This is a genomic window from Ilumatobacter sp., assembly GCF_046290335.1.
GTDB lineage: Bacteria > Actinomycetota > Acidimicrobiia > Acidimicrobiales > Ilumatobacteraceae > Ilumatobacter_A.
Genome location: NZ_JBKAGH010000001.1, coordinates 1207613 through 1231090 on the forward strand (window position 1 = coordinate 1207613; position 23478 = coordinate 1231090).

The following is a 23478-nucleotide window of genomic DNA, read 5'->3' on the forward strand; positions in this document are numbered from 1 at the left end:
TCATGTCGATGTCCGTCGTGGCGTTCATGCCGATGCGCCACAGCAGCGAGCGCGTGCCGGGAAAGAACTACCGAGACTTCAACGGAAGCCCGCTGTTCCACCATGCGGTGCGAACGATGTTGGCAGTGCCCCAGATCTCGACGATCGTGATCGACACGGACAGCCCGACGATCACCGAGCAGTGCGCAGAATTCTTTCCGGAGGTGCGCTGCATCGACCGACCTGAGCACCTTCTGGGCGGCGAGACTCCGATGACCGACGTGTTGCAGCACGACGCCTCGCTGTTCCCGAGCGAGTGGTATCTACAGACGCATTCGACGAATCCGTTGCTGCGCTCGGACACGATCACGGCGGCGATCGAAGCGCTGGAGTCGTCGCTCGACCGCCACGATTCGCTGTTCTCCGTGACTCGCCTACAGACTCGGCTGTACGACGCCGCTGGCAACGCCGTGAATCACGATCCGGCCGTGCTGCTGAGGACGCAGGATCTTCCACCGATCTACGAAGAGAACTCCAATCTCTACCTCTTCACGGCTGATCAGATCGCGGCAGGGCGGCGTATGGGTACGACGCCGTTGATGTTCGAGATCGATCCGCTGGAAGCGGTCGATATCGACGAGGAACACGATTTCGTGATCGCTGAGCTGCTGCAGCAGCGGATCGGAGCAGAGTGATGACGACCGTCGGAGTGACGTGTATCCAGTTGCTACGCGACCTCGCCGGACATCGCGGGCCGATCGACGATCTCGGTTGGTCGATCGTGACTCCCGAGGTCCGGGGACAGCATCTGGAGGGCGAGGAACTGATCGCCGCAATGCAGGGTTGCGTGGGTGTCGTCGCCGGCGACGACAAGTTCACCGCCGACGTCCTCGATGCCCTCCCCGACCTTCGTGTGATCTCCAAGTGGGGGATCGGCATCGATGGAATCGACCTGATTGCTGCGGCCGAGCGTGGCATCGTCGTGCGCAACACCCCTGGGATGTTCGACGACGAAGTCGCTGACGTGACGATGGCCTACATCACGATGCTCGCCCGGCAGTTGGCCTTCATCGATCGGGGCATCCGACAGGGCGCGTGGCCGAAGCCGGCTGGCACGTCGCTGCGTGGCCTGACGGTCGGCATCATCGGGCTTGGCGGTATCGGTCGAGCGGTCGCTCGGCGGACCGCTGTCGCCGGGATGGCCATGGTGGGTGTCGACCCGTCGCCCGAGAGCCAGCTCGCCGCGTCGGAGCTCGGAGTCAACGTCGTCGAACTGGACGAATTGCTCCGGGTCAGCGATGTGATCTCGGTGAACTGTCCGCTCAACGCATCGACGTTCCATCTGCTCGACGAGGCAGCGTTCCGAGCGATGAAGCCGGGCGTGTTCATCGTCAACACCGGGCGCGGCCCCGTCATCGAGACCGCCGCACTGATCGAGGCCCTCGAAGTCGGTCGGATCGGCGGAGCGGCCGTCGACGTGCTGGAGATCGAGCCGCCAGAGGAAGACTCGCCGCTCAAGCGGTTCGACAACGTGATCTTCGGATCGCACAACGCGAGCAACACCCTCGAAGCCTCGGCGCGCACGAGCGACATTGCGATCACACACCTCATCGAAGAGATCCGAGCGCTGTGACGAAGAACGTCATCATCACCGGGGCCTGCGGTGGCATCGGGCGGGGCGCTGCGACCGCCTTCACCGACGCTGGCTGGCACGTCATCGGAGTCGACCGCTCCCCTCCGATCGAGCACCTCGACGTCCACGAGTTCGTCCAAGCGGATCTCGCCGCCGACGACGGGATCAGCGCCCTGCGCACCCAACTCGCTCACGTCGAACGCCTCGACGCCCTCGTCAACAACGCCGCACTCCAGGTCAACCAGCCACTGGTTCAGACCTCTGACGACGAATGGGCAGCGGTGATGAACACCAACGTCCGCGCAGCGTTCCAGATGATTCGCGAGTTCCACTCGGCACTCGCAGCCGTACGCGGTGCCGTCGTAAACGTCAGCTCGGTCCATGCGGTTGCGACGTCGATGAACGTCGCCGTCTACGCGATCTCCAAGGGAGCGCTCGTGGCGCTCACCCGCAGCGCAGCACTCGAACTCGCCGCCGAAGGCATCCGCTGCAACGCAGTGCTCCCAGGCGCCGTGATGACGCCGATGCTCGAAGCAGGCCTGTCTCGTCGACCGCATCCCGACGGCCCAGACGGCAACCTCAACGCGTTGATCGATCGGACACCACTGGGATTCGTTGCAACACCGGCGCAGATCGCACCGACGATCATCCACCTCGCCGACACCGAGCTCTCCCCGTACACGACCGGCCAGATGATGGTCGTCGACGGCGGAGCCACCATTCGCCTCGGGACGGAGTGATGATCGCCGATCGTCTGGCTGCGTGCGGCCTGGTATTGGGCGAGGGCCCGATCTCGCTCGGAGGCGACCGCTTCGCTTGCGTCGACATCCGCTCCAACTCCATCCATGTCGGAAGCCTCGATGGAGAACTGCGCTCGATCGCATCATTCGACGCCACCGTGAGTTCCATCTGCGTCGCCGACGACGAACAGCTCGTCGCCACCGTCGGCACGACGCTGAGGTCGCTCGATGGCACCGCCTCGATCGAGCTGCCAACCCAACCAGCCACGATTCGACTCAACGACGGCAAACCAGATCCATGCGGACGCTTCGTCGGCGGCACGATGGGCGACCCACCTCAGCCAGGCCTCGGAGGACTCTGGGCATTCGAGAACGGCCGCGCCACGCAACTCCTCGCCGATGTGGCCATCTCCAACGGGTTGTGCTGGTCAGCCGACGGCGAGACGCTGTTCTACATCGACACCCCGACGCGTCGAGTCGATGCCTTCGACTACGACCTCGCGACCGGGTCGATCTCGAATCGAAGGACTGCGGTATCGATCCCCGACGGTGCTGGCGACCCCGACGGTATGACGATCGACGCCGACGGTGGACTCTGGGTCGCGCTCTGGGGCGGCAGCGCAGTGCACCGCTACATCGACGGATCGCTGGACGAGGTCGTCGAGGTACCCACCCCCTACGTCACGTGCCCGGCGTTCGTCGGCACCCAGCTCGACAGGCTGCTCATCACCACCGCCTCGGAACCGAATCCCGGCGAACCAGGAGCCGGCGACATGTACGTCGCCGTCCCCGGCGTGAAGGGTCGACCAGCCCTGCGGCTCGTGACCTCGCTCGTCTTCTGATCCCGGAGAGCCACCACGACGCTGCGGAGTCCCCGCACACGGGCGTGCGGCGCACATGTGGCATCATGAGGACATGAGCCATTCTCGTGCAGCACGAGGAGCCGTCAGCGCCGTCGTCGCCTTCACCAGCCTTGCGTCAGTTGGACCGAGCGTGGAGGCCCAGCCTGCCGCGCCGGACCCGCTCGCCACGGTCACCCCCATCGACGGCGCTGAGAGTTCCGACCCGAACGTTCTCGTACTCTCCAACGGCAACTACGTGATCGGCGATGAGTCGTTCAGCCGTGGCGACTCGTCGGGTGTCGGCGCGGTGTCACTGTACGACGGACGCACCAACGCGCTCATCAGCCGCGTCGAGGGCAACTTCACGAGCGACAGGGTCGGGCGTCATCTGTTCGAGGTCGGCGACAGCAACGTGCTGGTCGGCAGCCCCAACGCCAATTTCTTCGGCGTTCCGGATCTGGGGGCCGTGACCTGGATCGATGGTCGCCGAGGACTCGGCGGACGCATCGGGCTGGACAACAGCCTGATCGGGTCGCAGATCAGCGACCGCCTCGGCGCATCGATCACCGTGCTCACGAGTGGTCACGCCGTCGTCTCGAACTCCAGCTGGAGTCCTGACGAGAGCCGAAAGTTCGCCGGAGCCGTGACGTGGATCGATGGTGATCGAGGTCTCGTGGGAACGCAAACCGTCGACAACAGCCTGTACGGAACTCAGGCAGGCGACTACGTCGGAACCCGTGAATTCGGCGACGGGGTCGCTGCGCTCGCAAACGGAGACTTCATCGTGGGGAGCAGGGTAGGTCAGGGCGAACGCGCCATCACCTACGCGAAGGGCGATGGATCGACCATCGGGCCGGTGACCGTCGAGAACAGTTTGGGCGGCCTCGGACAAACCACGCTGTATCCGATGGGTGGCGACGGATTCGTCCTGGCGTCGCATGGATGGAACCTCGGGAACCGCAATGGGGTCGGCGCGGTGGCGTGGATCAACGGCGCCGACGAGGTGCGCGGAGTTCTGACACCCGAGCGGGTCCTTCACGGGACGACTGCGTTGGACCGGGTCGGCGTCGGCGGCGTCGTGCAACTCGACGACCACAGCGCGCTGGTGATGTCGCCCTACTGGTCGACCCAGGGCAGGGCCAACGTTGGCGCCGTGACCGTGCTGCGATCCGATGACTCGGTCACCGGGCCGGTTTCGTCGTCGAACAGCCTGCACGGTACGAATGATCAGGACCAGATCGGCCAGGCCCAGGACGGCGGGGTCGAGTCGGTTCCTGGCGCAGCGGTGATCGTTGCCGAAGGTTGGGACAACGGACCGGTCGAAGACGCAGGCGCAGCCACGTGGATCGCGCCCGACGCTCCTCCAGTTGGCCCGATATCCGCGGCGAACAGTGTGCTCGGCTCCACGACGGGTGACTTCGAACGCCGGCAGCGACCAGGGAACGTGTTCGAGGGGGCTCGCTTGACACCACTCGCCGACGGACAAGCAGTGCTCCGTCTCCCGGCTTGGGACGACGGCGACACCGAGGACGTCGGCGCCGTCGTGTACATGGACGCCACCGGCTCGACGAACGGGACCGTGAGCACGACGACGTCACTTCACGGAACCCGGCCGAATGACCAGGTCGGCATCGTCGTGGAGGCTCTGACCGACGGCCGATACGTCGTGGGATCGCCGTATTGGAGCGCTGCCACCGCGTCCTCCGTCGGCGCGGCGACCTGGGCCGCGACCGACGGATCGACCGTCGGTGCGGTGTCCGAGGCCAACAGCCTGCACGGCACCACGACGAACGACCAGATCGGGAACGACATCGTCGCCGACCGCAATGGTCGGGCCGTCGTCACGAGCCCCGATTGGACCTTCGGCTCGTTCGCGATTGCCGGTGCGGTCACCTGGGTCGGAGCAGGCGAGACCCCGATCGGACCAGTGACTCCGACCAACAGCCTGCACGGAACCAGATCCGCAGACCTCGTCGGCGGCGGAGGAGCAACAGTGTTGTCGGACGGCTCGGTGATCGTCCGGAGCCCTGAGGCCACCGTCGGCGGACGTGAACATGCCGGCGCGGTCACGCGGTTCTCGGCGTCCCCTCCCGTGGGCCCCATCTCGAGCGCGAACAGCCTGGTCGGAAGCACGGCAGGCAACCGCCTCGGTTCCCGCATCGCCGATCTCGGTCGCGGCGACGTGTTCCTCGGTCCTGGCGCCAACGCTCCGACGTGGGCCTTCGTCGCTTCCTCGGCGACGTATCTCGGCATCGTGCCGGGTAGCGCGTCGTTCGACATGTACGGCGGCTCGTTCGACCCCTGGCCGGGCGGGTCGGGCAATGATCGCGAGTTCGTGGATGCGACGCTCACCTCGGGTGACGGAGCGGTCTTCGCAGAGGGCTTCAACGCTCCGACATTTCCCCGTCAACTCATCGTGAACGTCGAGCGAGGGCCGGTGTTCGTCGACCCGCCGGAGCGTGTGTCAGTCGTGTTGCCACCTGGTTCGTCGTCTGGTGCCGTGTGGTACTCGACCCCGGTCGCGATCGACACCACCTCATCCGCCGCGGTGTCATGTTCGCCTGCGCCCGGGTCGGTGTTGCCGGTCGGCGAGAAGGTCGTGTCGTGCACTGCTACCGATCAAGGCAACCTCCAGACCCTCACGTCGTTCACCCTCGACGTGCAAGCACCCACCGAACTCCCTGACGTCATGACCGCTGACCCACTCCGTCTCCTCGACACCCGAACCAGCGGCACCACCGTCGATGGAGACTTCGCGGGTGACGGACGGCTCGCGGCCGGAAGCGTGCTCGAGTTCGATATCGCCGGACGCGGCAACGTGCCGACCAGCGGTGCCGCGGCAGCCATCGTCAACGTCACCGCCGTGCGCCCCGACGACCGCGGTTTCATCACGGTGTACCCGTGCGCCACACGGCCGCTCGCGTCATCACTCAACATGAGCGCCGCAGGCGGCATCTTCGGCAACGAGATCGTGGCTGGCCTCGACGCAGACGGACGCACCTGCATCTACACCTCCACCGACACCGACCTCACCATCGACCTCGCCGGCTGGATCCCTGACACCTCGACCTACACACCCGTCACCCCAGCACGGCTCCTCGACACCCGCCCCGACAGCATCACCATCGACGCAACCAACACCGGACAAGGACGAAACGCCGCAACCGGCGGCGCACTCGAAGTCCAGATCACCGGTCGCGCCGGCGTCCCGACCACCGCCACCACTGCCGTGCTCAACCTCACCGGCATCAACCCCGACCGACGCGGGTTCGTCACCGCCTACCCCTGCGGCCAGCGGCCACTCGCCTCATCCCTCAACTTCGACAACGCAAGGATCGTGCGCGGAAACGAACTCATCGCTCCCCTCTCGCCGACCGGCAGCATCTGCCTGCACTCCTCCACGGCAACCGACCTCACCCTCGACGTTGCCGGCTACTTCACTGCGGGCGACTTCAACGGCATCACCCCAGCCCGAGTCTTCGAAAGCCGAATCGTCGAAAGCACGATCGACGGCGACGGCGAACACAACAAACGCATCCACGGTGGCGAAACCGTTCGCATCCCCATCACCGGACGTGCCGGGGTACCAACCGACGCCCGCTCCGTGGTGGTCAACGCCACCGCCGTCAACTCCATCAGACCTGGCTACCTCTCACTGTTTCCGTGCAACGGCAGACCCCCAACCGCATCCGTCAACGTCACCACCCCCGGCGCCATCGTCGGCAATGAAGTCGCAGTCGACCTCTCTGCGGCTGGCGACATCTGCGCCTTCAGCACAGCGACTACAGATCTCACGATCGACCTCGCCGGCTACATCACCAGTTGAACCACCGGCGTCTTCGGACGGACAAGTGAACCGTCTCCGCTTGAATCGGCGGACCGGGTATCGTCGCCGACGTGGCCACCATGAATTCGCTTGACGGAACCGTGCTCGTGACCGGTGGGGCCGGGTACATCGGGTCGCACACGGTGCGTTCGCTTCGCGAGGCCGGGCGAGACGTGGTGGTGCTCGACTCGCTCGAGTTCGGGCGACGCGAAGCCGTGATCGACGCACCACTCGTCGTCGGCGACATCCGCGACCAAGACCTCGTCACCGCCACCTGCAACGAGCACGGCGTCACCCAACTCGTCCACTTCGCCGCCTACAAAGCCGTCGGCGAATCCATGGAACAACCCGCCCGCTACTGGCGCAACAACGTCGCCGGCACCGTCGACCTCGTCGAAGCATGCCTCGCATCCGGCGTCAACGACATCGTGTTCTCCTCGTCATGCTCCGTCAACGGCACCCCCGCCGTCAACCCCGTCACCGAAGACGCACCGATCCAACCCGAAAGCGTCTACGCCGAGTCCAAAGCAATGGTCGAACGGATCCTGTACTGGTACGGCCAGACCAGCGACCTGCGCTCCGTCAGCCTGCGCTACTTCAACGCCGCAGGCGCCAGCTTCGACGGACGCATCGGCGAAGACTGGACCCACTCGCAGAATCTCATCCCCCTCGCGATGAAAGCCGTCCTGCTCAAAGACCGCCGCCTCAGCGTGTTCGGCGACGACTACGACACCCCCGACGGCACCTGCATCCGTGACTACATCCACGTCGCCGACCTCGCCGACGCTCACGTCAAGTCACTCGACTACCTCGCAGCAGGCGGCGCGACGACGGCGGTCAACGTCGGCACCGGCATCGGCTCCTCGGTCTACGACGTCCTCGAAGCCACCGCCGCAGCCGCCGGCGAACCAGTCCCCTACGACATCGCACCACGCCGAGCAGGCGACCCCGTCGCCACCTTCGCCGAACCGTCCTACGCGCAACGCACCCTCGGCTGGAGCGCCCAATACGGCCTCACCGAGATCGTCGACACCGCCTACGCCTGGCACAAGTCCCAAGTCGAACTCGGCCGCTGAACCACCCACCAAAGGTCATCGTGCCAGGCACCATGACCTTTCCGGGCTGGACGAGCCGACCGATGCCGTGGGCGTCTACTTGTTGAGCCCGACTCGTTCGGTGGCTTGGCGTTGACGGAGGGGTTCCCACCACCATTCGTTGTCGAGGTACCACTGGACGGTGTTGCGGAGCCCGGTGTCGAAGGTGTGCTGGGGCTCCCAGCCCAGCTCGCGTTGGATCTTGGTCTGGTCGATCGCGTAGCGATGATCGTGGCCGGGCCGGTCGGCGACGAAGGTGATCAAAGAGCGGCGCTGTTCGCCGGAGTCGAGCGGCCCGGCGAGTTCGTCGACCAGGTCGCACAGGGTTTCGACGACCTCGAGATTCGTGCGTTCGGCTTTGCCACCGATGTTGTACGTCTCGCCCGCGATGCCGCTCTCGACAACCGTGACCAAGGCTGCGGCGTGGTCTTCGACGTGCAACCAGTCACGAATGTTGTCGCCGGTGCCATACACGGGGAGCGGTTCGCCATGAAGGGCACGAATGGTGACCAACGGGATCAGTTTCTCGGGGAAATGGAACGGCCCGTAGTTGTTGGAGCAGTTGGTGATCAACACCGGCAGGTCGTACGTCTCACCCCACGCCCGAACCAGGTGGTCGGAGCCCGCCTTCGACGCCGAGTACGGCGAGCGAGGGTCGTAGGGCGTCGCCTCGTGGAAGGCCGGGTCGTCGACACCGAGCGACCCGAACACCTCATCGGTGGAGATGTGATGGAACCGCTCGACACCGGCGGCACGGGCTGCCTCCAGCATCGTGAACGTCCCGATCACGTTGGTGTGGATGAAGGCTGCGGGCCCGTCGATCGAACGATCGACGTGACTCTCGGCAGCCAGATGCATCACCACGTCGGGCGCATGCGCCGCGAAGATCTCGGACATGCGACCTGCATCGCAGATGTCCCCGCGCTCGAAACGCAACCTCGGGCTCTCAGCCACCGATTGCGTCGACCCTTCGGTCGCTGCGTAGGTCATCGCGTCGACGATCACGACCTCGTGCTCGGTGTGTTGGATCAGGTGGCGAACCACGGCAGAGCCGATGAATCCTTTGCCGCCGGTGACGAGCACCTTCATCGGCGGCCTCCGTCCAAGAGCCTCAACAGATACTGACCGTAGGTGTTCTTCTCCATCGCATGCCCCGCGTCGCGCAGAGCGGCGTCGTCGATCCAGCCGTTCAGCCAGGCGATCTCCTCCAGACACGCGATCTGATGGTTCTGGCGATGCTGAATGACCCGGACGAACTCCGACGCTTCGACCATCGAGTCGAACGTGCCCGTGTCGAGCCACGCGAAACCCCGGTTGAGCTGCTCGACATGCAACTCGCCGCGCTCGAGGTAGTAGTCGATCACCGAGGTGATCTCGAGTTCGCCTCTCGCTGACGGCTTGACGGCCTCGGCTGCCTCGACGACCCGACCGTCGAAGAAGTACAGGCCGGTCACGGCCCAGTTGCTCGTCGGCCGATCAGGCTTCTCCTCGATCTTCGTCGGGCGCCCCTCGGTATCGAGATCGACGATCCCATACCGCTGCGGGTCCTTCACGTGATATCCGAACACCGTCGCACCCGTCGAGCGCGCCGCCGCATTCGACACGAGCGCTGACAAACCAGACCCATAGAACAAGTTGTCACCGAGCACCAGCGACGCACCCTGCCCGTCCAAGAACTCCGCACCGATCAGAAACGCCTGCGCGAGGCCATCGGGCGACGGCTGGGTTGCGTACTCGAGACGCATCCCCCACTGCGACCCATCGCCCAACAGCCGCTCGAACGCCGCCCGATCGTCCGGCGTCGTGATCACCAACACCTCACGAATGCCAGCGAGCATGTGCACCGACAACGGGTAATAGATCATCGGCTTGTCGTAGACCGGCAACAACTGCTTCGACGTTCCCAGCGTGACCGGGTGCAGACGCGAGCCGGTCCCACCGGCGAGAATGATGCCCCTCATGGCGCCAGAGGATACGTCGCCGACGACGATCCGGGGCTCACCCCACCATCAAGGAACACAGGTCATCGTGCCAGGCACCATGACCTTTCCGGCCTGGTGCTGGCCGGGGTTCAGGCGTCGATCACCGCGCTGACCGCTGCGAGCACGTCGTCGTGGAATCGGCCGCTGGTCGCGACCACGCCACGGTTCGCTTCGAGTCGCGCCCCCTGGCCGAAGTCGAGCGGTGATCCAGCGACGTCGGTCACGACACCGCCGGCGCACTCGACGATGAACTTGCCTGCCGCATGATCCCAGATCTTCTCGACGTAGTCGGCACGTGTTGGCAACCGCAGGTAGATCGACGCATCGCCACGCCCGACCGCGGCGTACTTGCACTGACTGTCGATCCGATACGGCTCCGACACGATCCCGAGCCGGCGAGCGATCTCCGCCGACTGGCCCTGATCGGAGTGGCCTGACTCCACCGACTCGCACAGCCGGGCCTGCGCGAGCATCTCGGGCGAATCGACCCGGATCGGCACCGGCGGCCCCCACGCCGCCCCGCCTTCACGCTGGCGACCCGTGGAGATCGTGGCTGCGCCATCAACACCCACCAAGACCGCACCACGCGACCCGTCCGGATTCACCAGGTTCGGGCACCCCAACACGCCGAGCACGACCTCACCGTCGTCGACCAACGCCAGCGCGATCGCATACTGATCGCCACGCAAGAAGCCCTTGGTGCCGTCGATCGGATCGAGCGTCCAGTACCGGCCTCCGGCCGATGCATCTGCACCGCCCAGCGCGATCGCAGCGAGCACATCCGCGTCGCTCAGCGTCTCGGCCCCCGGAACCGACGCGCCCCGCACCAGCGACGTCACACCCGCCAACAGCTCCGGACGATCGGCCAGGTCGTCGGGCGTCTCCTCGCCGACTACCGCCACCGACCCGAACGCGTCGGCCAGCACACGGCACACGATCGCCTGCGCCGCGAAGTCGGCCACCGTGACCGGGCTGTCATCGCCCTTGGTCAACGTCGAACCCGACGCCAGACGCCCCTGCGCAGCCGACGTCACCGCCGATGCCGCCTGTACCGCAGCAACCGCCACACCGACCACGTCATCGAGTTCACTCATCGCTCACGAGTGTGGACGGGCGCAGACGAACACGCAACCACGGGGGCGATCCATTCGGCCGACCAGCATGGCCGGCGCGCAGATCGCAGCGACCCGGCGGAGTCGTGGACCGACGATCGCGAAGAGCAACACCGGAGGCTTCGCCGACACAGGCAGCGCCGCGACCGATCCGCAGCCCGCCGATCGACCGACCGCCCACCCGGAAAGGTCATCGTGCCTGGCACCATGACCTTGCCATGACCTTGCCATGACCTTTTCGCGGTGCGGGGCGTCAGCGGAACTCGGCGCTCGGGTGGGTCTGCATCGAGCGCATGCGGTCGAGCCAGCCGAGCAGGATCGCCACGGCTCGCGGATCGTGACGCAGCCGGTGGCCGGCACCGTGCAACAGGCTCAGCTCAGCCGAGCCGTGCGCGTTCGCGAGCTGGCGGGCGTCGGTGACCGGGACGCTGTCGTCCTCGTCGCCGTGCATCACCAGCATCGGTCGAGGCGCGAACCGGCGGGCGGCGGCGACCGGACGGAACCGGCGGAACTCGCGGGTCCACTCGTCGACCGACGGTGGGAACCGCGGATCGTGGATCGCCCCGACCTCCCGGGCATGTTCGAGGAAACGGCGAGGATGGTCTGCCCAGTCGTCGAAATCGGCACGCGGGCTCAACAGCCCCACCGCAGTCACCCGCGGGTCGTCGGCAGCGACGCACACCGCGATCGATCCACCCGTGTTCGCCCCCACCAGCACGACCCCGTCACAACCGCTGTCCGAGATCAGGTGCGAGATCGCGTTGCGGAGGTCGTCGACCCACCCCTGCAGCGAGAAGTCGCCCTCGCTCTGGCCACAGCCACGAAAATTGAAGGTCATGGTCACGCAGGCCAACGTGCTCGCCATGCGATCCATCAGCTGCGGGAACGTACCTCCCGACCGCTCGGCGTCGAGCGACGCCAGCGGAAATCCATGGCAGAGGATGACGCCAGGGCCAGCCTGCACGTCGCCGGGAGGTCGGCCGAAATGGCACGACAGCTTCAGGCCGTTCGACACGAACGTCTGGTCCATCCCCGGCATCGCGTGTGACTACCTCATCCTCGACGGCACTCGAGCGAGCGCCACGGTCGACATCGGGACGGCTCGGCCAGCATGGCTCAGGCTCGTGGCTTGCGATGGCGACGCGTCGTGCCGGGCGTGGCGAGCGTGTAGCCGCGGTTGCGTGCCTCGTCGAGCGTGTCGGGGCCGAACCCCAGGCCAACGCCCTCGGCGGCGATCTCGTTGATCACGTCGTCGTCGTCCCACGACTCCAGGTCGTAGACGAGCTGCGTGCGCTTGTCGCCGATGAAGCGGAATCCCTCGAACTTCGGGTGGTGATCCATCACGATGAGCAAACTAGCCGCCGAGGCACCCGATCCGACAGGCCGTGCCCGGCCGAGCCGCATCGACCACACCGTCGACGACGGCCCGTTCGGCCCCGGACGCGACGATGCCAGGCCCCGGGTGAGGCCTGGCATCGATCGGACTGAATGGGACTGAGCTCACCACGAACGAGTCATCGACGGGAGTCGACGGGCTCGAACACCGCTGGGACCACGTGCGGCGATGAGATCAGCGGGGGTTGGCGGGAATTCGCCAGGCCGGTCCAGCCTGTTGACCTAGCGGCCAACCACCTCCAGGGTCCCTCGTAAATTCTCTGGCATTGTCTGGACCACCTCCTCTCTCTGGTGGTGACATCTCAGCACACACCGACGTCCCCCGTCACGTCGGTTTCAGGATTTTTCCACGCCCGTAACACAACGGGGCAGGCGCACGGTTCGGCAGCTCGCAGGCGACGCCGTCAGATCGTGTAGCTCGCATTGGCGAGCACCCGCTCGGCGACCTCGGCGTCGCCGTCGACCTCGATGCGGTCACGCAGCGCGTCGAGCGTGGAGCGACCGGCACACAATCGGGTCATCACGCCGACCGGCATCGTGAGCGTCGTCGTGGCGTCGCCGTCGAGGGCGTCGACGACCTGGGCTCGCTCGCCCACCGCGACGTGGATCGAGCGCACCACCGTTCCCCCGTCGGTGAGAGCGAACGTGACCGATCGCCCCGATTCCACGCCCGCCCGCTTGCCGACGACGAAACCCATCGCCGTCGTCATCTCGTCGAGCGTGACCTCCACGGCGAGCCCGGTCTCGTGACCCGGGCGACCGAGCGCATCACGGATGTCTTGCTCGTGCAGCCAGCAGTCGAACACCCGGATCTGCATGAACCGTCCGAACGTGGCCTTGCCGGCCGGCGTGAACGATTCCGCGTTCCAGTCGTCGAGGCTCATCGCATCGAGCGCGACGAGACGCCGGGTCGTGTAGTCGTCGAACAGTTCGCGGACGTGGGTCGTGGTCGCTCCACGCAGGTGCTCGACCCAGACCTCGTTGAACTCACCGATGTCGTTGCGGACGTGGTCGAGGCCGTCGCGATCGATCTGCACGTCGGGGTTCGAGATGCCGAGCAGCATCGCCTCGGTGCCGACCATGTGCGACACGTTGTCACGCACGTCCCAGCCCGGCAGCGGGCTCGGTTGGTCCCAGTCGCCGTCGTCGAGATCGGCCAACAGCTGCGACGTACTCGCCCACACCTCACGGAGGGCGGCAACGGTTCGGTCCTTCGGAATGCTCGATGCCATCCCCGCATGCTGCCAGACCCGAACCCCCCACAGGTCACGAGAGGTCATCGTGCCAGGCACGATGACCTCTTATGGGGCAATCGGGGCAGGTCATGGTGCCTGGCACGATGACCTTTCGTGAGCTTCGGAATGGTGGGCGGGTAGATTCGGCGCTCATGCGCCGGCCCCATCTCGAGTTTCGTCGACCGCCGCTGCGCGAACTCTTCGACCGCCACGAAGGTCGCCTCGTCCACAAGGTCGACCACTACTTCCCGATCTACGAGCGCCATCTGTCCCGATTCCGCGGCACCAAGCCGCGCGTGCTGGAGATCGGCGTCGCGCAAGGTGGTTCGCTCGAACTCTGGCACCAGTACTTCGGACGCGGCACCGAGACGATCGGCCTCGACATCGAACCGCGCTCGGCGTCACTCGCCGGTCGTCGGCGCAAGATCTACGTCGGCGATCAGGGCGACCCGCAGTTCCTCGAACGCGTCGCGGTCGAGTGCGGCCCGTTCGACGTCGTCATCGACGACGGCAGCCACATGCCGGCGCATCAGATCCTCGCCCTCGAGTTCTTCTGGGAACATCTCTCACCCAACGGCGTGCTGCTCGTCGAAGACCTCTGCACCAACTACTGGCCGACCAACTACGGCGGCGGATACGGGCTTCCGCACACGTTCATGGAGCGGATCAAGCCGATGGTCGACGACCTCAACGCGTTCAACTCGCGGGAGGATCACTTCCGAGCGAGCCACTGGACGAGCACCGTCACCGGCATGCACGTCTACGACAGCGTGGTCGTATTCGAGCGAGGCGAGCATCGGCCGCTCACCACGTCGATGGCTGGCCGACCCAGCTTCGACACCGTCAACGGGCAACCGGTCGACCAAGCGATCCCCGCCGACCACCAGGCACGCATCGCCGCCATGAGCACCCCGGCCGCCAAGGCCAAGCGAGCGGTCCGTCACCCGAGCGCGGCGTTGCGCACGCTGCGACGCCAGGTCGCCCGACACCTCCCGGGTCGCTGATCCGCGACGCCGGCCCAGCACGCCGGTCCAGCACGTTGGTCCGCGCCACCGGCCAGCGCCACCGGCCAGCGACGCCGGTCGGCGGCACGGATCGGCCAACCCGTCCACCCGCGCGCAACGCGACCTAGTCTCTCGGCCATGGCGATCAAGAGCGTGCAGGACATGGTGGCAGCGGCGAAGGAGAAGCTCGACAACATCTCCCCCGCGGAAGCCAAGCGACGGGTCGACGAGGAGGGGGCGCTGCTCGTCGACATCCGCGATGTCCGCGAGCTGCAGCGCACCGGCGTACCGGCAGGGGCGCACCACGCACCTCGTGGCATGCTCGAGTTCTGGGTCGCCCCGGACTCGCCGTATCACCAGGCGATCTTCGCTGAGGACCGGGAGTTCATCTTCAGCTGCGCTTCGGGATGGCGTTCGGCGCTCACTGCGAAGACGTTGAAGGACATGGGGCTCGAGCGAGTGAGCCACATCGAGACGGGCTTCACCGGTTGGAACGTCGACGGGATGCCGATCCAGCCCTACGACGAGTGGAACACCGCCCGCAAGTCCGCCGACGCCTGACGCGCAAGACGACCTGCCGGAACACCTGACAGTTCCACCCGCAGCAACACTTGACAGCCCCACCTGCATGTTCCATGCTGGCGACATGGGGAGGAACCAACACCGCCAGCCACACCGACGAGCGCGCACCGGACGAGGTCGGGCCGTCGCCGCGATCGCCGCCCTCCTCGCCGTCATCTCAGGCAGCCTGCTCGGTGCCACGACTGGCTCATCGCCCGTCGCCGCCACCGCGGTGTCCGATCCACGCCCGACACTGGCCGCAGGCACGAACACCATGTGCGTCGTCGCCGACACTGGCGTCCTGAGCTGCTGGGGCAGCAACCTCTCCAACCAGATCGATGCTCGGCCCGACACGGTCCTGTCGTCACCGGCTGTGGTCGAGCCTCCCAGCGGACGCTCGTTCACCGCCGCGGCACCCGGCAGCAACCACAACTGCGCCATCCTCGACGACGGATCGATGATCTGTTGGGGCGGCAACGGCTTCGGCGAGCTCGGCACCACCGACACGTTCACACCGGGACCCTTCAACCAGTCACTGGTTCCGGTGTCGGTCGCGCTGCCCGCGGGCCGTACCGCCGTCGCTGTCGATTCCGGACAGGTCATGACGTGCGCACTCCTCGACGACGGGTCGATCGCCTGCTGGGGCTCCATCCTCTCGCAAACGCCAGGCCCTCTCGTGCGATGGACATCGCCGACCCCCGTCCTCATCACGCTTCCTGCCGGGCGCACCGCGACGTCGCTCGACCTCGGCGTGTGGAGCGCGTGCGCGACGCTCGACGACGGCTCCGTCGCCTGCTGGGGCACGAACGATCACGGCCAGCGCGGCAACGGAACCATCGGGCTCGGCCCCTCCGATTCCGAGACGATCGCCACGCTGGTGTCGTTGCCCGCCGGCCGCACCGCCACCTCGGTGTCCGCCGAGTACCACACCAGCTGCGCACTCCTCGACGACGCCTCCGTCGTGTGTTGGGGCACGGAGGTCTACGGCACCTTCGGCGATGGAGCGCCGAGCGCGTCGATCTCCACGACACCGGTCGTCCACCAACTCCCCCCAGGGCGCACCGCCATCGACCTCGTCGCTCAGGGCGACAACGTCTGCATCCTGCTCGACGACGGGACGGTCATCTGTTCCGGTCGTGACGTCGAGTTCTACAGCGCCAGCTACTCCGACCCCGACACCCCGGATCCGGTGTCGATTCCGATCCCGCCAGGGGCCGACATCATCGCCATCGACATGCAGTTCGGAACGCTGTGCATCCAGCGCAGCGGCGACACGGTGCAATGTGTCGGCACCGGAACCGCCGGCCAGTTGGGCAACGGCGCCGCAGCGAACTCCGACACGTTCCAGACCACCGATCTCGACTCCGGCGCGCCGTCGCTGACGTTGCCCACCACACCGGTCGTCGCGCCGAACGACCCGGGCGCCGCCACCGCCGTCGTGTCATTCGCCGCCACCGCGACCGATGCGGAAGGCAACGGCCCGGGACACACCAGCTCGGTTCCGGTCGAGTGCGTGCCGGCGTCGGGTTCGACGTTCCCGCTCGGTGTGACCACCGTCGACTGCACGGCCTCCGACCTGCTGGGGAACACGGCAGCTGGCTCCTTCACGGTGCGCGTCGACGATGTCGAACCGCCCGTGGTATCACCACCGACGGTCACGACGTTCGCGCTCGACCCCGGCGCGGCCTCGGGCCCGATCACCTTCAGCCCGATCGCAACCGACAACGCCGGGACCCCGAACGTGGTGTGCACGCCGGCGTCGGGCGTGGTCTTGCCTCCCGGTGACCACGATGTGAGTTGCACCGCCACCGACGGCGCCGACAACCAGACGACCGCACAGTTCACGCTGACGGTGTCGGCGGCCACGACCCCGACGACCGCCGCGCCCACCACCGCCGCGCCCACCACCGCCGCGCCCACCACCGCCGCGCCCACCACCGCTGCGCCCACCACGGCGCCGCCCGCGACCGCTGCACCGACCACCGTCACGGTGACGTCCACGCCGACACCGAGCCCGAACGTCCAACTCCCCGCGACCGGCAGCGACGGTCTCCGCACGCTCACGGTGCTGGGGCTCCTCCTCCTGCTCGCCGGCCTGTTGACGACCGGGGCGACACGTCGAACAGGCAGCGCGGAGCGCCGGTGATGGCGAGTCCGTCGAGACCGTGATGGCCGTCGAGGCCGTGATGTCCGTCGAGGCCGAGGCGACACGGTCCGCAGTAGCGTGACGTGCGTGGGAAGCCCGCAATCGTGACCACACCGTCACGTCGTCCGACGAAGAGCACACCGCCGTCCGCGTCGTTCCCGCCGGCGCCGGCGCCCAACCCGAGCGGTACCGAGCGCGACGCCACCGACGGCCGCATCGCCCTACGCCTCCGAAACCGTCAGCGAGTGGTCGATGCGCTCATCGCACTGGTCGAAGAGGGTGTCGCGTCACCCACGCTGGCCCAGATGATTGAGCGATCGGGCGTGTCGGAGCGATCGATCTTCCGCTACTTCGACGACCTGGGCGACCTGTCGCTGGAGGCGATCCGGGTGGCGATGCTCGAGGCCCAACCGCTCGCAGCGATCGACGACGCCGGCAAAGGCGACCTCGACCACCGGATCAAGCAGCTGGTCACTTCGAGAATCCGGGTGGTGGCGAAGGTGCAGCCGTTCGGGCGGCTCGCGCGCCAACGCCTCCACCACGTGCCCGAGATCGCTGTCGGCCTCGACAACGTGATCGCCTCGCTGCGCGACATCGTGACGACGCAACTCGCGCCCGAGCTGCGCGAGATGACCGCCGCGCAGCGACGACGTGTCGTCGACACGATCGTGGCCCTCCTCAGCTTCGAGGGCCACGACGTGCTCACGCGCCAACTCGGCAACTCCGATCGCGCCGTCGCCCGCCTCTGGACCGACGCCATCCGAGCGCTCGTCACCGCACCCTGACCCGCATCGCCGACCAAGCGACAGAGTGGGTCAGACCCACTCTGTCGCTCGCGTCGATCCGTCGAGCCGGATCCCTCGAGCCGGATCCCTCGAGCCGGATCGGTCGGTGGCCTGTCGGTGGCACTCAGTCGTCGGCCGGCCCGGCGAGCGATCGGCGCAGGACGGGTGTGGCGTGCTCGAGCATTGCGTCGAGCGCGACGACGAGACTGCTCGTCGACGACGACTCCTCGCCTCGCAGTTCGACCAGCTGAGCTCGCCGAGCGAGTTCCTTGATGAACGCCGGCGCCACCCCGTCGAGCCGCTCGACGAGGTCGTCGTCGGACGCGTTGTGCGGGTCGAGCGGGCGGCGGGTGTAGAGCTCGACGAGGCGACGACGAGCACGAGCGTCGGGGAGCGAGATCTCGATCGCCTGATCGATACGGCCGGGGCGAGCGGCCAGCGCCGGCTCGAGCATCTCGACCCGGTTCGTGGTGAGCACGAAGAGCACGTCGGCATCCTCGGCGAGGCCGTCCATCTCGTTCAGCAACTGGAACAGCAGCGCGTTGTGGTCACCGCCGGGAAGCTGACGATCCATCGCGATGAGGTCGACGTCTTCGATCACGATGGTGGCGGGCTGCAGCGACCGGGCGATCGTGCCCGCCTGACCGACCGCACCGACGGCCCCACCCGCCAAGATGATGGTGGTGCGATCGCGCATCGCCCCGACGAGGTACGAGATCGTGTGGGTCTTGCCGGTGCCGGGAGGGCCGTACAGCAGGAGGCCGCGCTTGACGTGCTGGCCGGCAGCTCGGAGCCCGTCGGCGTGCTCGGTGATGCCGATCGAGTGGGCCTCGATCGCTTCGAGCTCACCGGGACCCAGCACCACGTCGTCGCGTCCGACGGCGGGCAGCTTGACGAAGGTGAGTCCGAACTCGCCGTGCATCCCGAACGAGAACGCCACCACCTTGCCGCGAAAGGCGTTGTGCTCGTGCATGAGCTCGCGCAGGCGGGCGAGGAACCCATCGGCTGCGGCCTGGGTCGCGCCGACGACCTCGACGATCAGTTCCTGGCGATAGTTCTCCGACGCATACATCAGTGCGACCACTGGTTCGCCGTCGATGCCGGTCAGGACGAGCCCCGACTTCAAACAGTCGATCGACTCGCCGACGCCGATGTCGACCGCGACGTACTGGCGCGCAGCTTCCCCCGGCCCGTGCCACGACCCCGTGACCATTCCGGTGAGCGAGACGCCGCCGTAGTTGCCGATGTCGCTCTGCAGACCGATCACGTCGAAGCGATCTGTGGACGCCGCGAACGCATCGAGCGCGAGCTGGACGTTGACGCGCTCCACCACCGGCACTGACATCGACGTGCTCGACACGTCGTCCCCCACACCGCCCAGGTGTTCCGACAGACGTCGAGTCAACGGCGACGAGCGCTGCGGCAACGCTCGGTCGGCCATCGAGGCGAGTTGCACGACCGCCTGCACGAACGCCTCCGCCTCGTCTCTCGACAACTCGGTCACCGACCAACCATAGGTCAGCCTCAGCGGCGAGCCCGACGACGACGCCGAGCGACAGAGTGGGTCAGACCCACACTGTCGCTGCGAACCGACGATGGCTCACCACCGGCATGTTCGGTCGTGTCGGACATCGACGACGACGCGACCATCGACGTCGTGCAACGGAATTGCCATCGGCCCGTGTGGTCGGCACGATCGATCTCGGAAACTCGCCGATTCGGTGTTGACGATCGAACACTTGTTCGATACTCTTGCCGTATGTCAGTAAGCAAGCGACTCCAGTGGTTGGAAAGCATCGACATCTCCGCGCTCTCGGCGGGTGCGTCAACGGCTGCGCTGCGCGACATCGCGGTCATTCGCGGCAAGACCGACCAGCTCGAAGCTGCGCTCGCCCGCCGGATCAGCGAGCTCCACGCTGCCGGCGACTCGGCACCGGCCGCGGACGCACTCGGGCGCTGCGGCACCGCCTCGCGGCGTGCCACCGAACGAGCCGAGCGGCGAGCCGACGCCCTGGGCGAGACGCCCCAGCTCGACGACGCGCTCGGAAAGGGCAGGGTCGGCGCCGAGCACGCCGACGCGCTCGCCAGTGCGGCCAGCCGCCTCGACGACGCGCAGCGCGCCGAATTGTTCGCCCGCGACCGCGAGATCACCGAGCTCGCTGCTTCCGCCACACCGGATGTGTTCCGACGACGACTCACTCGCATCGTCGACGACATCACCGACGACGATGGGCTCGACCGCGCCAGCAAGCAGCGGCACGACGCGACGCTGTCGATGAAGATCGACGACGACACCGGGATGCACACGCTGTTCGCCCGACTCACCCCCGAGGACGGGAACCGGCTCCGACGAGCGCTGGATCACGAAGCCGCCGCGCTCGCGAACGGCAACGGCGAGCACAGCGAGGAATGCCGTGGGTTGCGGCGCGATCAGTTGCTCGTTCAAGCGCTCGTTCGAATCGTCGCCGGCGAGGCGATCGGCACCGGGATGGGGCCGGCCGAGGTCGCCGTGCTGATCGACTACGAGACGCTCGTCGCCGGCCTCCACGAACACAGCGTGTCCGAGTACTCCGACGGGTCGCCGATTCCCGCCGAAACGGCCCGACGCCACGCCTGCGAGGCCAAGATCATTCCGGTCGTGCTGGGTGAGGCCGGGGAGGTGCTCGACGTGGGTCGGGCCCAGCGGCTCGCCACGCCGGCACAGCGCACCGCACTGCGGTCGATCTACCGAACCTGCGCGATCGACGGCTGCGACGCACACTTCGATCGCTGCCACGTTCACCACATCCACGAGTGGGAGCACCATGGTCCGACCGACCTCGACAATCTGCTGCCGCTGTGCAGTTTCCACCATCACCGAGTCCATGAAGGACGATGGCAACTCCGACTCGAGTTTCCCGACCGGCGACTCACCGTCACACTGCCAGGCGGCCGATGGCACTCCACCTCGCTCCCCGATCGACTCCCACGAACGAGCGCAGCATGATGAACCCTCGACGCCCTCTCCCGCCGGCGCTCGCCCCGGTCCGCGACTCGGACCGGCCGACCGATCTGGGCAACACGATCTGGGCAACACGATCCAGCATCGCCCGACGCACGACCAGCCGAGGGCGACGCGGCGAGCGTGTCCGGCCACGTCGACCGGCATCGCCTATCTCACTCGGCCTGATATCGCCCCGTCCACACGAAGCGGCCAACGTACCGAACCCGTATCGGCGATTCGTCCGCCGAGCACCAGCAACACCTCAGCCAACGCGGGCGCGCATTGGCATCGGGCGCTACTCGATGACGTCGTCGAGAGGGGCTTGCGGGCCGACCGCACCGATCGCCTCGAAATAAGCGAGGTGCGCTTCGACCACGTTGACGGCGTCGATGTCGTCGAGCAGGTCGACGTCGTTGCGGTCGGCTTCGCCGAGCAAGTAGGCAGTCAGCGAATCCTCGGTGACCACCACGGTGTCGTCGATGTCCTGTCGACGATCGACGACCTTGTCCGGCTGCAGGCCTTGGCTGTGCAGCCACTGCATGTGGAACACGAGCAACTGCTCGACCTCTTCGGGGGTGAGTCGTGCCTGACTCTCGACCGGCAAGCGGTCACACACGAAGTCGACCGCTTCGTCGAGCGCATACACCGCACGCGGCGCCACGGCGTCGAGGCGATGCGCTTCTCGACCGACGGTGACCGCAGCGATCACGAACACGGCGATGGCCGCCACCACAGCGAAGACGATCGTCACCACATCCACCGTCGCAGTCTACGAAGCGCTCGCACTCCCCCTCACTCGTCAACCCACGCCCCTTACGACGCACCCCGCCACCCCCGGACTCGGCGGCGCGTGCCAGCCTGCGACGGATCGGCGTCCCGGCTGCACCCGGCTGCACCCGGCCGTCATCGGCTGAACTCTCCATGCGCCGACACCGCAGTCGGTCCAGCGATCGTCGTCGCCGATACCATCGCAGCCGATGCATGCCAGCTCCCACGAGATGATGGGCGAGTTCGTCGACGTGCACCTCGCCGACGCCCGTACCACCCCACTCGAGATCGTCGACTTCGGCGCGCAGATGATCGGGGCCGAACAGGCGTCGTACCGCACACATCTCGCCGTAGCACCGTGGAACTATCGAGGGATCGACATCGTCGAAGGTCGCAACGTCGACGTCGTCCTCGCCGACCCGTACCGCTGGTCGGAGCTGCCCAGCGAATCGATCGATCTGTTCGTCTCAGGCCAAGCGTTCGAACACATCGAGCACTTCTGGGTCACGATCTTCGAAGTGGTCAGGGTGCTCAAGCCCGGCGGAATCACCGCGATCATCGCTCCGTCGAGCGGATACGAACACCGCTTCCCCGTCGACTGCTGGCGCTTCTACCCCGACGGATTCGCCGCGCTCGCTCGCTACGCGCAGTGCGAGGTCGTCGATGTTTTCGCCGACTGGGGCAACGGCGACTGGGGCGACGCCATCCTCGTGCTGCGCAAGCCCGTGTGGTCCGACGACGAGCGGGCCCGGTTCGACCGACGAGCCGGCATCCAACGCCTCATGTTGTCCGACCAGGCGATCTCGGCGGCGCTGATCGCCGACGAGTGGCAGTTCCAGCCGCAATCCGGCGTCGGGCCCGCCAGTCCGCTCGCGTCGGTACGAGCCGGGGCGCTCACCGACCGACTCACACTGCGACGCGATCGACGCGTCGCGACCGAGATCGGCGAAGCCGAGATCGGCGAAGCCGAGTTCGCCGAGGCCGCCCGCGCCGAGCAGCTCGCCTCGCTCGAGTCCCGCACCGCCCAGCTGAGTGCCGACAACGACGCGCTGCGAGCCGCACTCGACGAGGCCCAGCGAGCGGCAACAGCCGCCACCGACTCGACGCTCATGAAGAGCTACGGCGCCGCCCGCGCCAAGATCGCCGACGCCGCCGGCGACCGCGGGCGGGCGCTCTACAAGAAGCTCCGCGGCCGCGCCTGACACCGCCCGCCCGCGCCTGCTCCCCTGCCGCCACGGACAGAGCGCCACGGACAGAGCGCCGCGGACAGAGCGGGACGGACAGCCCAGGACGAACCCCGACGGATCCGCTCGGTCGCTGCCCGGGCGGCGACCCGGATGGCGACCCGGAAGGCCGACCGACGCTGGCCTGAGCGACCGACCGACGCCACGAT

20 protein-coding genes are annotated in these 23478 nt (G+C 67.1%); 12 read left to right on the forward strand and 8 right to left on the reverse strand.

Translation table 11 applies throughout. The features are described from left to right. The first annotated feature begins 2 nt into the window (after positions 1 to 2). From ACE37B_RS05435 to galE, 6 genes are all read left to right on the forward strand, one after another. On the forward strand, positions 3 to 674 hold the full coding sequence (locus tag ACE37B_RS05435) for a cytidylyltransferase domain-containing protein (RefSeq protein WP_409922260.1): 672 nt from the start codon (positions 3 to 5) through the stop codon (positions 672 to 674). Beyond that, on the forward strand, positions 674 to 1612 hold the full coding sequence (locus ACE37B_RS05440; RefSeq protein WP_409922261.1) for an NAD(P)-dependent oxidoreductase: 939 nt from the start codon (positions 674 to 676) through the stop codon (positions 1610 to 1612). The genes ACE37B_RS05435 and ACE37B_RS05440 overlap by 1 nt, the downstream gene beginning before the upstream one ends. After that, positions 1609 to 2352 (forward strand): SDR family NAD(P)-dependent oxidoreductase, encoded by a 744-nt coding sequence (locus ACE37B_RS05445; protein WP_409922262.1) that lies wholly within the window; start codon positions 1609 to 1611, stop codon positions 2350 to 2352. The genes ACE37B_RS05440 and ACE37B_RS05445 overlap by 4 nt, the downstream gene beginning before the upstream one ends. After that, on the forward strand, positions 2352 to 3194 hold the full coding sequence (locus ACE37B_RS05450) for an SMP-30/gluconolactonase/LRE family protein (protein ID WP_409922263.1): 843 nt from the start codon (positions 2352 to 2354) through the stop codon (positions 3192 to 3194). Before ACE37B_RS05445 ends, ACE37B_RS05450 begins: the two co-directional genes overlap by 1 nt. 73 nt (positions 3195 to 3267) lie before the next feature. Then, the gene (locus ACE37B_RS05455) at positions 3268 to 7020 is read left to right on the forward strand and encodes an HYR domain-containing protein (RefSeq protein WP_409922264.1); all 3753 of its coding nucleotides are present in this window, start codon (positions 3268 to 3270) and stop codon (positions 7018 to 7020) included. Between the two features lie 80 nt (positions 7021 to 7100). Next, positions 7101 to 8096 (forward strand): UDP-glucose 4-epimerase GalE, encoded by a 996-nt coding sequence (gene galE / locus ACE37B_RS05460; protein WP_409922265.1) that lies wholly within the window; start codon positions 7101 to 7103, stop codon positions 8094 to 8096. A 75-nt stretch (positions 8097 to 8171) separates the two neighbouring features. On the opposite strand, the gene rfbB is transcribed toward galE, so the two are convergent. The 6 genes from rfbB to ACE37B_RS05490 all read right to left on the reverse strand — a co-directional run bounded on the left by rfbB (position 8172) and on the right by ACE37B_RS05490 (position 13835). After that, entirely contained in the window at positions 8172 to 9203 is a 1032-nt protein-coding gene (gene rfbB / locus ACE37B_RS05465) for a dTDP-glucose 4,6-dehydratase (protein WP_409922266.1), read from the reverse strand. Further along, positions 9200 to 10075 (reverse strand): glucose-1-phosphate thymidylyltransferase RfbA, encoded by an 876-nt coding sequence (gene rfbA / locus ACE37B_RS05470; protein WP_409922267.1) that lies wholly within the window; start codon positions 10073 to 10075, stop codon positions 9200 to 9202. The genes rfbB and rfbA overlap by 4 nt, the downstream gene beginning before the upstream one ends. A gap of 110 nt (positions 10076 to 10185) precedes the next feature. Next, positions 10186 to 11190, reverse strand: a complete 1005-nt coding sequence (locus ACE37B_RS05475) for a 3'(2'),5'-bisphosphate nucleotidase (RefSeq protein ID WP_409922268.1) — start codon at positions 11188 to 11190, stop codon at positions 10186 to 10188. Positions 11191 to 11461: 271 nt separating this feature from the next. After that, the gene (locus ACE37B_RS05480) at positions 11462 to 12238 is read right to left on the reverse strand and encodes an alpha/beta hydrolase family protein (RefSeq protein WP_409922269.1); all 777 of its coding nucleotides are present in this window, start codon (positions 12236 to 12238) and stop codon (positions 11462 to 11464) included. An 86-nt stretch (positions 12239 to 12324) separates the two neighbouring features. Continuing rightward, positions 12325 to 12549, reverse strand: a complete 225-nt coding sequence (locus ACE37B_RS05485; protein WP_409922270.1) for a hypothetical protein — start codon at positions 12547 to 12549, stop codon at positions 12325 to 12327. 458 nt (positions 12550 to 13007) lie between these two features. Further along, positions 13008 to 13835: a maleylpyruvate isomerase family mycothiol-dependent enzyme gene (locus ACE37B_RS05490; RefSeq protein ID WP_409922271.1), complete on the reverse strand. Its 828-nt coding sequence runs from the start codon at positions 13833 to 13835 to the stop codon at positions 13008 to 13010. Positions 13836 to 13990: 155 nt separating this feature from the next. Between ACE37B_RS05490 and ACE37B_RS05495 the strand changes: the two genes are divergently transcribed. The 4 genes from ACE37B_RS05495 to ACE37B_RS05510 all read left to right on the forward strand — a co-directional run bounded on the left by ACE37B_RS05495 (position 13991) and on the right by ACE37B_RS05510 (position 18334). Beyond that, complete coding sequence (locus ACE37B_RS05495; RefSeq protein WP_409922272.1) at positions 13991 to 14842, forward strand: class I SAM-dependent methyltransferase; 852 nt, start codon at positions 13991 to 13993, stop codon at positions 14840 to 14842. Positions 14843 to 14980: 138 nt separating this feature from the next. Continuing rightward, on the forward strand, positions 14981 to 15403 hold the full coding sequence (locus ACE37B_RS05500) for a rhodanese-like domain-containing protein (protein WP_409922273.1): 423 nt from the start codon (positions 14981 to 14983) through the stop codon (positions 15401 to 15403). An 85-nt stretch (positions 15404 to 15488) separates the two neighbouring features. After that, positions 15489 to 17549, forward strand: a complete 2061-nt coding sequence (locus ACE37B_RS05505) for an HYR domain-containing protein (protein WP_409922274.1) — start codon at positions 15489 to 15491, stop codon at positions 17547 to 17549. Positions 17550 to 17653: 104 nt separating this feature from the next. Then, entirely contained in the window at positions 17654 to 18334 is a 681-nt protein-coding gene (locus ACE37B_RS05510; RefSeq protein WP_409922275.1) for a TetR/AcrR family transcriptional regulator, read from the forward strand. A 124-nt stretch (positions 18335 to 18458) separates the two neighbouring features. Here the strand turns inward: ACE37B_RS05510 and ACE37B_RS05515 are convergent, their stop codons facing one another. After that, positions 18459 to 19838, reverse strand: coding sequence for an AAA family ATPase (locus ACE37B_RS05515; protein WP_409922276.1), 1380 nt, complete (start codon positions 19836 to 19838; stop codon positions 18459 to 18461). A gap of 255 nt (positions 19839 to 20093) precedes the next feature. On the opposite strand from ACE37B_RS05515, the gene ACE37B_RS05520 reads away from it, so the two are divergent. Continuing rightward, on the forward strand, positions 20094 to 21320 hold the full coding sequence (locus tag ACE37B_RS05520) for a DUF222 domain-containing protein (protein WP_409922277.1): 1227 nt from the start codon (positions 20094 to 20096) through the stop codon (positions 21318 to 21320). 292 nt (positions 21321 to 21612) lie between these two features. Here the strand turns inward: ACE37B_RS05520 and ACE37B_RS05525 are convergent, their stop codons facing one another. Then, positions 21613 to 22068 carry a hypothetical protein gene (locus ACE37B_RS05525; RefSeq protein ID WP_409922278.1) on the reverse strand — a complete coding sequence of 152 codons (456 nt, stop codon included), beginning with the start codon at positions 22066 to 22068 and terminating at the stop codon, positions 21613 to 21615. A gap of 226 nt (positions 22069 to 22294) precedes the next feature. On the opposite strand from ACE37B_RS05525, the gene ACE37B_RS05530 reads away from it, so the two are divergent. Next, positions 22295 to 23287 (forward strand): methyltransferase domain-containing protein, encoded by a 993-nt coding sequence (locus ACE37B_RS05530; protein ID WP_409922279.1) that lies wholly within the window; start codon positions 22295 to 22297, stop codon positions 23285 to 23287. Positions 23288 to 23478 lie beyond the last annotated feature (191 nt).

What these genes read in the sequence shown, in the direction of transcription:
- ACE37B_RS05435 (WP_409922260.1), top strand. Translation starts at nt 3, where the DNA reads ATGTCGATGTCCGTCGTGGCGTTCATGCCGATGCGCCACAGCAGCGAG.
- ACE37B_RS05440 (WP_409922261.1), top strand. Translation starts at nt 674, where the DNA reads ATGACGACCGTCGGAGTGACGTGTATCCAGTTGCTACGCGACCTCGCC.
- ACE37B_RS05450 (WP_409922263.1), top strand. Translation starts at nt 2,352, where the DNA reads ATGATCGCCGATCGTCTGGCTGCGTGCGGCCTGGTATTGGGCGAGGGC.
- ACE37B_RS05455 (WP_409922264.1), top strand. Translation starts at nt 3,268, where the DNA reads ATGAGCCATTCTCGTGCAGCACGAGGAGCCGTCAGCGCCGTCGTCGCC.
- galE (WP_409922265.1), top strand. Translation starts at nt 7,101, where the DNA reads ATGAATTCGCTTGACGGAACCGTGCTCGTGACCGGTGGGGCCGGGTAC.
- rfbB (WP_409922266.1), bottom strand. Translation starts at nt 9,203, where the DNA reads ATGAAGGTGCTCGTCACCGGCGGCAAAGGATTCATCGGCTCTGCCGTG.
- rfbA (WP_409922267.1), bottom strand. Translation starts at nt 10,075, where the DNA reads ATGAGGGGCATCATTCTCGCCGGTGGGACCGGCTCGCGTCTGCACCCG.
- ACE37B_RS05475 (WP_409922268.1), bottom strand. Translation starts at nt 11,190, where the DNA reads ATGAGTGAACTCGATGACGTGGTCGGTGTGGCGGTTGCTGCGGTACAG.
- ACE37B_RS05480 (WP_409922269.1), bottom strand. Translation starts at nt 12,238, where the DNA reads ATGGACCAGACGTTCGTGTCGAACGGCCTGAAGCTGTCGTGCCATTTC.
- ACE37B_RS05485 (WP_409922270.1), bottom strand. Translation starts at nt 12,549, where the DNA reads ATGGATCACCACCCGAAGTTCGAGGGATTCCGCTTCATCGGCGACAAG.
- ACE37B_RS05490 (WP_409922271.1), bottom strand. Translation starts at nt 13,835, where the DNA reads ATGGCATCGAGCATTCCGAAGGACCGAACCGTTGCCGCCCTCCGTGAG.
- ACE37B_RS05495 (WP_409922272.1), top strand. Translation starts at nt 13,991, where the DNA reads ATGCGCCGGCCCCATCTCGAGTTTCGTCGACCGCCGCTGCGCGAACTC.
- ACE37B_RS05500 (WP_409922273.1), top strand. Translation starts at nt 14,981, where the DNA reads ATGGCGATCAAGAGCGTGCAGGACATGGTGGCAGCGGCGAAGGAGAAG.
- ACE37B_RS05505 (WP_409922274.1), top strand. Translation starts at nt 15,489, where the DNA reads ATGGGGAGGAACCAACACCGCCAGCCACACCGACGAGCGCGCACCGGA.
- ACE37B_RS05520 (WP_409922277.1), top strand. Translation starts at nt 20,094, where the DNA reads ATGTCAGTAAGCAAGCGACTCCAGTGGTTGGAAAGCATCGACATCTCC.
- ACE37B_RS05530 (WP_409922279.1), top strand. Translation starts at nt 22,295, where the DNA reads ATGCATGCCAGCTCCCACGAGATGATGGGCGAGTTCGTCGACGTGCAC.